Genomic DNA, 11347 nt, shown 5'->3' on the forward strand with positions numbered 1-11347 from the left:
TAGTTGCACTATGCGCAGACTTAGTGGGCTCTTTAAAAATGGATGCCTTTATTAAAGAATTCCCTGAACGCTTTTTCCAGATCGGCATTGCTGAGGCAAACATGATCGGTATTGCAGCCGGTTTAACCATTGGCGGTAAAATTCCTTTTACAGGAACTTTTGCCAATTTTTCTACAGGCAGGGTTTATGATCAGATCCGACAATCGGTAGCTTATTCTGACAAAAACGTAAAAATATGTGCTTCCCATGCTGGTTTAACCCTTGGAGAGGACGGCGCAACTCACCAGATTCTTGAAGACATAGGCTTAATGAAAATGCTTCCTGGCATGACTGTAATTAACCCTTGTGATTACAATCAAACAAAAGCAGCTACTATTGCTATTGCTGAGCATCATGGACCAGTTTACCTGCGTTTTGGTCGTCCTGTAATCCCTGTATTTACTGATCCTGATCAGAAATTCGAAATCGGTAAAGCATGGATGGTAAATGAAGGTACTGATGTAACCATTATTGCAACCGGACACATGGTTTGGAAAGCCATTGAAGCTGGCGAAAAACTAGCAGAAATGGGAATTGATGCTGAAATCATTAATATCCACACCATTAAACCTTTAGATGAAGCAGCAGTTCTAAAATCTGTAAAGAAAACAGGATGTGTGGTTACCTGCGAAGAGCACAATAAGTTTGGTGGATTAGGAGAAAGCATTGCAAGATTACTTTCAACTGAACTTCCGTCTCCTCAGGAATTTGTTGCTGTTAACGACAGCTTCGGTGAAAGTGGTACTCCTGATCAGTTAATGACTAAATACGGATTAGATTCAATTAATATTATTGAAGCAGCTCAAAAAGTAATTAAAAGAGTAAAAAAATAACTACTTCTTAGCAGAGTATTTTCGGGCCAACGTCGGTTGGCCCGAATTACTTGTATGGAACTGAGTTAAATTGTTTAGGATATTTTGAACACCAGTGCATAACTCAGTTTCGACTCTACACCCGGAACTTTGATCGTTAGTCCGTCCGCAGTTTGCTGAAAATCTGAGGTTGTTCCCGTACCTAACAACGTTACCTTTTTTATAGCTTTGGTATTCAAGGAACTTCCCTTTGCAAGGCTTTTTATGTTCACCTTTCCGTCTTCTGGCCAGCCAAGAACTGTCGCATACAAATCGTTTCCTTTGGCGGTAAATCTGACATCTTTTGAATCAAATGGTTTTCCTTTGCCTTCATTAAAACCTGGCCCGCTTAGCGGAGCAACATTCTCTATTGCAGGTCCCTCACCGAATACCTTCCAGGGTTTGGTTGCATAAATAGCCTCACTGTTGATTTTCATCCATTCTCCTATTTCCTCTACCACTGCCAGCTCATCAGAGTCAATGGATCCGTCGCCTCGTAAAGGTATATTCAGGAGCAGATTCCCGTTTTTACTTACTACGTCCAGTAGGGTATGAATCACGGTTTTGGCCGACTTGTAATGGTGATTGTCAAAAATTCTCCGGTCATAATGCCAGGCACCGATACAGGTATCTGTTTGCCAGGTATAAGGTTCAATTTTATTGCTTTGCCCGCGTTCGATGTCCCAGATCATACACTTGCGCTGTTGTTCATTCAAAATCTTACCATTGACAACAGCGGTAACTTTTCCATTCTTCTTTACGCTTTTGTTGTACAAGTGGGCAGCAATCCTGAGCCCGGCATCACTGATCGGCCACAATGGTAACACAGTATCGTCAAAATAGACCAGCTCGGGATTGTATTTGTCAATAAGATCGATGGTCCTGTTATAAAACTTTTCGATATACTCCTTTGTAGGCTCTGCCACACCGTTTTCCCAACTCCATTGGGCATGAATGGCGCTGTTGTTTTCGCTGTCTTTACTCAGCGGATGATTCTGTGCATACAAATCTTGTGGATCTTTTCCATCCCACCACTTGCCCTTACCATCTTCTGCTTTAACTTTTCCATCGTAAGGAATACCGGCCTTTGGCCCATGTTTGTCCGCTCGCTGAGCAGTTTCCATCCAGCTCCATGCATGCGATGCATGAACACTTACCCCTAATGGTAATTTATATTTTTTTGCAGCTTTGGCCCAACCAGCCATAAGATCTTTTTTAGGCCCCATATTTACAGAATTCCATTCCTGGTATTTGCTATCATAAAGGTCCATGTTGTCGTGGTGATTTGCCAGCGCAACGAAATACTGTGCGCCTGCTTTTTTGTAGAGACCAACAAGATAATCAGGGTCCCATTTTTCAGCCTTCCACTTATTAATTACATCTTTAAATCCAAATTCGCTTGGATGTCCGTACTTTTCCACGTGGTATTTGTACTGATCAGAGCCTTCTTCGTACATACCTCTGGCGTACCAGTCACCTCGCTCAGGTTCGCACTGCGGACCCCAGTGAGCCCAAATGCCGAACTTGGCGTCTTTATACCATTGAGGGACAACGTATTTTTCCAGAGACTCCCAGGTTGGTGAAAAAGGTATCTTTGCGAATTCCTTACTTCCTGCAGGATCTAAAAAATAATTGGTCGCAGCTATTGATTTGGATAAGGCCATCGCTGGAATAATCGTTGCAAGCCCTTTAATTAGATTTCTTCTTTTCATAAAGATTTGTCAATTTGGTCCTTCAAAGGAAGGAATTTTAAAACTTACCGCAGCTAGGTTGTTTAACCATTTCATAAGCAATATTAACATATTGTGGTGTTAATATTGCTTATGAAATGGTTAAGAGGTGACCTGTGGGTATTTCATCGAAAGTGGCCGTTTTGTAATCTAAAGTCTGGTTTTTTATCTGGATATTTCAATTTTGTTTTTGCGAATTGAGGCAACTTCAACTCCGCTATTCTCCACTTTGAGGGTCAGCCTTTTAGTTTTAATAACTAAAAGGCTTTTTTATTTTGGTTAAATATTTTTGTATGTTTTTAGTCACTATTAGATAAATGAAATTGCATTATATTATTTAATTACCCCGAGATGCACCTAAAAATGTTGCTGTTATGTGGTTTGGTCTCGAATTTTGAGATGACTTCAGGGCCAAAGCGGAGCTTCCATTGAATTACCCATTTCTATTTAGTGAAATATATCCTTTCGCGAGTAATTTCTGATTTATACCGATTAGTATTAGCCGATCCTAGTCTGCTTCTTTCCATTAATGATTTTCTGTTAGCATGGCTGTTGGTAAATTAAATAGGCAGTAGGTTTCCGAGGTATGTACTGATTCTTGATTAATTATTTATTCAGAATGACCGATGTAATTAAATTTTTTAAAAAGTTTGCATTTCTTTTCTTTTATTTATATTTTTATGGAAACTAAACTAAAAAATGTCAGCAACAATTAAGAAAGCGCAGCAATTAAGGGCTGACATCATCAAGCAGCTTTATTATAAAAAAAAATCTTCGCTGATTGATTTAAGTAAGCGTACTAAAAAAAGCCTGCCTTTAATTACGTCGGCTGTAAATGCGTTAATGGGGGAGGGGTTAATTATAGAACAGGGTTTCGCGCCATCTACAGGGGGAAGGCGCCCTTTAATGTTTTTATTGAATCCCAATTATAAACGGTACATAATAGCTGTAGCCATGGATCAATTAACTACTCAGTTAACAATATATGATCTCTCGAATCACCAGGTTTTACCAACCCAGGTGGTCGATTTGGATATGACTATGAGTAAAAGTGCCGATACTTTGATCGCATTTATTGATGATTGTATAAAGAAGTCAACAATTGATAAAGAGCGTTTTTTGGGCATTGGTATTGGAATGCCTGGCTTTATCAATGCTGAAAAAGGTATGAATTACTCCTTTATGCAAGTTGAAAAGGACATCAGCCTGCAAGATTACCTCTCAAAAAAAATAGGGTTGCCGGTATACATAGATAACGATTCAAGTTTGATCGCTCTGGCCGAATTAAATTTTGGAGAAGCAAGAAATTTAAGTGATGTGCTCGTGGTCAATATTGGGTGGGGCACTGGCCTTGGAATGATTATCAACGGTAAATTATACCGGGGCAGCAGCGGTTACGCCGGAGAATTTAGCCATATACCCTTGTCTAATTCAAATACTTTGTGTTCCTGCGGCAAGCGGGGATGTCTCGAAGTGGAAACATCTCTTTTGATAATGGTTCAGAAAGCCGAAAAAGCAGTGAGAAATGGTGAAGAAACTAGCTTAAAGGCTCTTTTTAAAGATAAAAGTAAAAGCCATGCTGATCATTTCTTAAATGCAGTTGTAAAGCAAGATCCGCTTGCGATTTCCATTTTAGCTGAAGCCGCATTTCAGATTGGTAAGGGGCTGGCTACTTTAATTCACATTTTAAATCCTGAACGAATCGTGTTAAGTGGACGAGGTGCCAAAGCGGGAAAAATGCTTCTTCCTCCCATACAACAAGCACTCAATGAATTTTGTATACCGCGAATAGCTGAGCAAACTGAAATAATGTTCTCTACCTTAAGTGAAGAGGCAGAGTTGTTAGCAGCTGCCAGTTTAATGGTGGAGAATAGCTTATTCAATTAAAAACTAACTAATATAAATATTTAACTAAAACTAATTGTATATGCAGAAATAAAAGAAGATCCATCAAGAAATCCCTAATTATCCTAAACTAATATTAACTAAATAAATTAAAATTATGAAAAAAATGTACTTAAAGTGTTTTAGTCTGTTGTTGTTATGTTTTTTAACAATAACAGCTTTTGCACAGAAGAATATTACTGGCACGATAAAAGACGCGTCTGGTAATCCCATCCCTGGGGTAAGTGTTCTCGAAAAGGGAACTCAAAATGGAACTTCTACTAACGCCGAAGGAAAATTTGTGCTTTCAGTAAAAGAAGGTGCTAAACTGATTATTAAATCTATCGGTTTGGTTAGCCAGGAAGTTGCCGCTTCAGCCAATCAGACTATTGTGATGGTCGATGACACAGAATCGCTTTCTGAAGTTATTGTTACTGGTTTTGGTGTTAAGAAAGATGTCAAAAGACTAAGTTATTCGGCAACAGCTGTTAGCGGTAGCGAATTGGCAGAAGCAAATAACGCCAATGTGGTAAATGCTTTACAGGGTAAAGTAGCCGGTGTAATGATTAATCAGGGAGCCAGTGGTCCGACTTCTTCTTCAAGAATTAGAATAAGAGGTAATTCATCATTAAGTTCAAATACACAGCCTTTAGTTGTTTATGATGGGATATTAATGGAGCCGGGTACTTCCGGAGCAGACTCATGGGGCGACGCAGCAGATTTTGGTAACATTATGAAAAACATTAACTCTGATGACATAGAGAGTATCAGCGTATTAAAAGGAGCTGCTGCATCATCATTGTATGGTTCAAAAGCTGCAGGTGGTGTATTACTAATTACTTCAAAAAAGGGTAAAACTAGCAAAGGTTTGGGTGTAACTATATCTCAAACGAGCTCTTTTGATAACGCCTATAAATTTGTAGATCTTCAAAATCAATATGGAGGTGGAATTTCTCCCGTATTTGCTAAAGATGCTAACGGAGTAGATGTTGTTGATCAGTCAGCAGGTTACTATGTAGGTGGTTATTCTTTCGGTCCTAAGTTGGATGGCAGAATGGTAAAGGATTTAGATGGCGTAATGAGACCTTGGGTAGCCAATAATCCATTAGATTACTTTAATACCGGAAAGTTTATCAATACAAATGTATCGGTTGAAGGTGCCAGTGAAAACACATCTTATCGTTTAGCCTATACCAATTTAAATAATTCGAGTGTTGAACCTGGAAATAAACTAAAAAGAGATGCATTTGCATTTAGAGTGACCAGAGAAATTTCGAAATCAATTTCAGTTGATGCGAGTGTAAACTACACCATGTCGAATTCGTTGAATCCGGCAAGACAAGGAAGTGCGAATAATCCTTTGTTTGCGTTTACATATTATAAGCCTAGAAATGTTGATTTAAATGCCTATATCAATAACAATATCAACCCGGTAACCGGCGGTGCGTTGGGTTCGAGCGACAGAAATCGTTACGATCCTTACGGCATAGGATCATTTGCCTATGGACTTCAAAATGACAACAGGACTCAAAAGGAAAATAATTTATTGGCAAATATTGATGTAAATATTAAAATTCTTCCTTGGCTTTCGGCTTTGGTAAGAACAAATACTAACTTTTACAATATTGCTTACGAAAGAAAAAATAGAGGAGCTGGTATTGCCTTTGCAGGTGGCGATTACGAAATAACGCAAAATACCAATAAATCCTATCGTGTTCAAGGCTTGTTGAATGCAACTAAAGAACTTTCAAGTGATTTCGAATTGAATGCCTCAATAGGAGCGGAAACTTATCAAAAAAACCTGGGGGATGCTGCATTTTATAACAGGTCGGTTACCAATGGCGGACTTAAAGTTCCTGATCTTTATTCCATTTCAAATTCCATTGATCCTTCAACAACAACGGCTTATCCAAATTTGGGTGAACGTACTGACGCAGTTTATTTGTACGGAGATATTACCTGGAAAAACATGCTGACCTTAAATGTTAGCGGAAGAAATGACTGGTCATCGGCGCTTACTTACAGAGATGGTCACGGTAATTATTCCTATTTTTATCCAAGTGTAGGTTTGGCATGGATATTTACCGAATTACCAGTGTTCCAAAATAGTTCGATATTATCTTTTGGTAAGTTAAGGGGGTCCTACTCTTATACTGGATTGTCAGCAAAACCACAGCAGACCAATACTGATGGCTACTTTAAACTACAAGATGGTAGTTTTAACAATGCTAATGGTGGTAATCAATCGGTTTATGGATTTAGTGACAACATTCTTAGAAATGACAACTTAAAAAATGAGTTGACCAAGGAGTTTGAAATCGGTACCAATTTAGGATTCTTCAAAAACCGTTTGAATTTTGATGTCGCGTACTACAAGAAAAATTCCTACAATCAAATATTAAGCTTTTCTTTACCACAGGAATCGGGAGTTACTTCACAAGCTTTAAACGCTGGTAACATCCAAAATCAAGGTATTGAGGTTTTGATTACTGGTAAGCCAATTGAATCAAGAGATTTTAATTGGAATGCGTCTGTTACCTTTACACGTAACCGGAACAAAATATTGGAATTAGCACCTGGAGTTGAAAGTTACGATTTGGATTTAGCTTTTGGTAACGACATTACTTCTGTAGCCAGAGTAGGGGAACAATATGGATCGTTGATTACAGGTTATGCCTATTCATATTATCAAAAGAAAGACGCAAGCGGTAATCCAGTTGCCAGCCCAAGTAATGGCAAAAAAGTATTAGGTAACACAGGTTATGGAACTACCGGTGGCTATTACACTTTTGTTAGATCGCAGGATTATGATGGAACCAGGAAAAATCTAGGAACCATGATGGAAAATTATCTTGCCAGTACAAGACAAGACCTATCTTATAAAAACTTTTCTTTAGGTTTTCAAATTGATGCTAAAATTGGTGGTTTAATGGCTTCAGGAACCCATCAATATGGATCAGCGAATGGTTCATTCACAAATTCATTATTTGGTAGAGATGAAGCTTCAGGAGGGGTAAGTTATACCGATGCAAATGGCGTAACACAACACGATGGTATTATTCCGGATGGGGTATTAAACGATGGATTAAAGGCTAATGGAGTAGATTTAGGCGGAATGACCTATGCAGATGCGGTTAAACAAGGTTTGTTAAAACCAATCCCGGCTTATGCGTATTATGAAAATTTAAGTCAATGGTCTAGTGGTATTAGAGAATATTCAGTATTTGAAAATTCTTGGGTAGCACTTCGCGAAGTAACGGTAGGCTACACTGTACCAAGTAAGTATTTAAGTAAATTGAAAATAAATACCTTAAGCCTGAATTTAACCGGTAGAAACATAGCTTATCTATACAAAACAGCCAAGGATGGTGTAAATCCTGAAAGTATCTTTAGCAACAGGGCAGGTGCTTTTGCTGAATATGGTGGCTTCCCTTTGGTAAGAAGCTTAGGTTTTAACATCAGAGCATCGTTTTAATTATTTAAATACTACAGATATGAAAATTATAAATAAAGCAAAATATTTTTTCCTTATGGGTTCAACCCTGCTTGCAATGAGCGGTTGTAAAAAGGAAAGCTTTGTAAAGGCAAATTTAAACCCTAATACAATATACGAAGTTAAGCCCGAAGATCAATTTCTTAGAGCTGCAGTAGGCTCTCAAGATGATTTCGAGTACTTTGCAGATGTGTACCGTGCCGCAAACCTTTGGATGCAGTACAGTACGTTAAGCACTGGGAACGGATTGAACTTTAATAATGTTGGCTCGCAATTTAATACGCGTTACGGTAAAATATTTTATGGCAGATTAGGCCCGGCTTTAGCTGATGGGATAAGAAACATAGAATCAATGCCTGATGCTGATAAAAATGCAAGGGTACAGATGAAAGCAATTTCACAAATACTCTTATCATATTATGCATTTTATGTGAGTGACATCAATGGAAGTATTCCTTATACTGAAGCTTTTCAAGCGAGGTATGGCGGCACTAAAACCCCGGGATATGAAACCCAACAGCAAATATTTGCAAAAGTAGATGAAGAGCTGAAAGCAGCTGTAGCGACTTTAAAAGGCTCGGCTACAGGTCAGATCAGTCTTGGCGGAAATGACCCGTATTTCAATGGCGATGCAACACTTTGGGCTAAAGCAGCAAATGCATTACGTTTGAAAATAGCCATTCGCTTAATGAAAGTTGACCCAGCCAAAATGAAAACAATTGCAACTGAAGTATTAGCAGATCCAGTGCAAATGGCAAATGTTAATGATTCCTGGATGCTTAAGGTTGGACCATCTTATGCAAATGCAAATGGAAACTTTAACCCAGCAAACTTTGCAGCAGGTAAACCTGTTTTAGACTTTCTTGTTGCCAAAGGGGATCCTAGATTAGCGATATATTATCGTCCGAATGCAGCTGGAAATTATGTGGGAAGTTTTACCAGTCCTGATGAAGCAAAATTACCTGCAAATAAGCCACTGTATGCTTCGATAGATAATTTATCGCAGCTGCAACACCGGTTATTTACACCTAATTATGACAATAATGATGGCTTGAAAGCTGGTACAGGCAAAGGTTTTTTCCCCGTGCTAACATATGCCGAATATTGTTTTCTACGTGCTGATCTTGCAGCCCGCGGTGTTACTACAGACGTTGCTGAAACATGGTATAAAAATGGCGTATATGCATCTATTAAATTTTACAGTGACAGAGCTGTTGATGCGAATGTAAAAGATTTTACCGCCGTAACCGCTCCGGCAATTGATGCTTATTACAATAAAGCTGGAGTTAAATTTGATGCGGCTAAAGCTACTGAACAAATCGCTTGTCAGGCTTATTTGGATTTTTTCAGACAACCATTAGAAGCCTGGGCCTGGTGGAAAAGAACTGGTTTTCCTAATACTACGTCTGTTTTGGCATGGTCTGAACTAAAGGCCAATGGGACACCGCTAGTTTTAGCGCGTAGAGCTGGTATAGACTTGCTAAGTCCAACCAACTTAAATTATGCAAATCAGCAAACTGCATTGGCAGAAATGGCTAAAAATCCAGATTTTGGAACCGGTCCAAATGATGCTTTTGGTCGTGTTTGGTGGGATAAAAAATAATTGTTAAATTATAAAGCCCTTAATAATTTTATTAAGGGCTTTTTTTAATCAAAAACCATGAGGCCGTTTATTTTTCGATTAAGTTTTTTGCTCTCCTTAGCCATTTTCCCTGTTGTTATAAAGGCTCAGGAAAAAATGATCTCTCCTGCAAAAATAAATTCGATTAAATTGATTGATTTAGGCGGTAAAGAAAGTCGAATTAATTTAAGTAAGGCAGTGGTTTTTGTTTTTTTAAGCCCCGAATGTCCATTATGTAAAAACTATTTACCCGGTTTGGTAAAACTTCACAATGCTAATAAAAGCATCAATTTTTATGGTATAATCCCGGGTACCAGTTATTCATTAAAAGAAATAAATGAACTTAAAAATGAATACGGGATCAACTTCAGTTTATTAACTGACAGAGAGAAACGATTGTCAAAATATTTAGGTGCAACCACAACACCTGAAGTTTTTTTAATCAATAAAATGGGTGCAATAACCTATAGTGGACTAATCGATAACTGGGCTACCTCGCTAGGACAAAAACGCTTGGTAATTACTGAGAAATATCTTGAACAAGCTATAAAAGACCAGTTAAATGGTAAACAAACATTTAAAAAAACTATTCCTGTTGGGTGCCTAATCAACGATATATAATGAGCTCAAAATCTTTACTACTTTCAAAAATTATTACCATTGTAATTGGGTTATTCATTTGCGCAAATAACGTAAATGCCCAAAAAATAACTTACTATAAAGATGTTGCACCCATTATTCAAAATAAGTGTCAATCCTGCCATAGGCCTGGGGAGTCTGCTCCATTTTCTTTATTAACTTATGAGGATGTTGCAAAAAGAGGCTCTTTTATTAAAAAGGTAACACAATCTGGTTATATGCCGCCATGGAAACCAGATAACCATTACAGACTATTTAAGAATGATAGGTCATTAACGAATGAAGAAAAGCTAACTATAGCCAAGTGGGTTGACGCAAAAATGCCAATGGGCAATATTAGCGAAACGCCAAAAACTGCAGTTAAAACATTTATTGAAGGGACCCAGTATTCCAGGAAGCCTGATCTTGTTTTACAAACAATTAAACCATTTAAAGTTATTGGCGATAATAAGGAGCGGTTTATTGTTTTTAAAATTCCTTTTAACATTGGTGCTGAAAATAACGTCGAAGCAATGGAGTTTTTTTCATCCAATAAAAAAGTAATACATCACGCTAACTTTGCCATTCACCCTGTAGCAGATGATATTGAAATTAACCAGGGTGCTGATTTTTTAAACTTAACAGAGGATGACAGGACCAAATATTCGCAGTATTTTCCTTTTAAAAAAACAATGACCTATTATGGTGGATGGATTCCAGGAACGTCCTATGAATCTTATCCCAATAATTTTGGTTGGGTTATGCCTAAACGGGGTGTCATCTTATTAACCATACATTATGCTCCGGTATCAAAAGACGAAGAAAGTATTTCCGGAATAAATTTCTTTTTCAAAAAAACACCAATAGAACGAAAAGTTGAGGTGATTAGCTTAGGTTCTGCCGGTGTAGGCGAAAACGCTATCGAGCCTTATTTTTTCATCCCGGCCGATTCTGTAAGAAAGTTCGAACTAAAAATCACAACACCACAAGATCAATCTTTACTATACATTTGGCCACATATGCATTACTTGGGTAAAATATTCAAATCATATGCGGTAACGCCTCAGCAAGACACAATACAGCTCGTTTCAATCCCATCCTGGGATTTTAG

The 11347-nt window shown here is 38.0% G+C and carries 7 protein-coding genes; 6 read left to right on the forward strand and 1 reads right to left on the reverse strand.

The window, feature by feature from the left end; all coding sequences use genetic code 11:
- Positions 1–872, forward strand: an 872-nt coding sequence (locus AC1DG9_RS15895; protein WP_477634877.1) for a transketolase family protein, incomplete at its 5' end; no start/stop codon positions are given.
- Between the two features lie 74 nt (positions 873–946).
- Here the strand turns inward: AC1DG9_RS15895 and AC1DG9_RS15900 are convergent.
- A complete protein-coding gene (locus AC1DG9_RS15900) occupies positions 947–2602 on the reverse strand; it encodes an alpha-L-fucosidase (protein WP_288884338.1) in 1656 nt (551 codons plus the stop codon).
- Positions 2603–3319: 717 nt separating this feature from the next.
- On the opposite strand from AC1DG9_RS15900, the gene AC1DG9_RS15905 reads away from it, so the two are divergent.
- The 5 genes from AC1DG9_RS15905 to AC1DG9_RS15925 all read left to right on the forward strand — a co-directional run.
- Complete coding sequence (locus AC1DG9_RS15905) at positions 3320–4507, forward strand: ROK family protein (RefSeq protein ID WP_172661062.1); 1188 nt, start codon at positions 3320–3322, stop codon at positions 4505–4507.
- A gap of 115 nt (positions 4508–4622) precedes the next feature.
- The gene (locus tag AC1DG9_RS15910; protein ID WP_288884336.1) at positions 4623–7979 is read left to right on the forward strand and encodes a SusC/RagA family TonB-linked outer membrane protein; all 3357 of its coding nucleotides are present in this window, start codon (positions 4623–4625) and stop codon (positions 7977–7979) included.
- A 19-nt stretch (positions 7980–7998) separates the two neighbouring features.
- A complete protein-coding gene (locus AC1DG9_RS15915; protein ID WP_288884335.1) occupies positions 7999–9600 on the forward strand; it encodes a SusD/RagB family nutrient-binding outer membrane lipoprotein in 1602 nt (533 codons plus the stop codon).
- A gap of 57 nt (positions 9601–9657) precedes the next feature.
- Entirely contained in the window at positions 9658–10239 is a 582-nt protein-coding gene (locus AC1DG9_RS15920; RefSeq protein ID WP_288884333.1) for a redoxin domain-containing protein, read from the forward strand.
- Positions 10239–11347 (forward strand): cytochrome c (locus AC1DG9_RS15925; RefSeq protein WP_477634878.1); only part of this gene is annotated, 1109 nt, incomplete at its 3' end. The genes AC1DG9_RS15920 and AC1DG9_RS15925, both read left to right, overlap by 1 nt.

The organism is Pedobacter sp. 05L430 (genome assembly GCF_056397585.1).

Coding starts and splice junctions, on each gene's coding strand:
- AC1DG9_RS15900 (WP_288884338.1), bottom strand. CDS start 2,602: ATGAAAAGAAGAAATCTAATTAAAGGGCTTGCAACGATTATTCCAGCG.
- AC1DG9_RS15920 (WP_288884333.1), top strand. CDS start 9,658: ATGAGGCCGTTTATTTTTCGATTAAGTTTTTTGCTCTCCTTAGCCATT.
- AC1DG9_RS15910 (WP_288884336.1), top strand. CDS start 4,623: ATGAAAAAAATGTACTTAAAGTGTTTTAGTCTGTTGTTGTTATGTTTT.
- AC1DG9_RS15915 (WP_288884335.1), top strand. CDS start 7,999: ATGAAAATTATAAATAAAGCAAAATATTTTTTCCTTATGGGTTCAACC.
- AC1DG9_RS15905 (WP_172661062.1), top strand. CDS start 3,320: ATGTCAGCAACAATTAAGAAAGCGCAGCAATTAAGGGCTGACATCATC.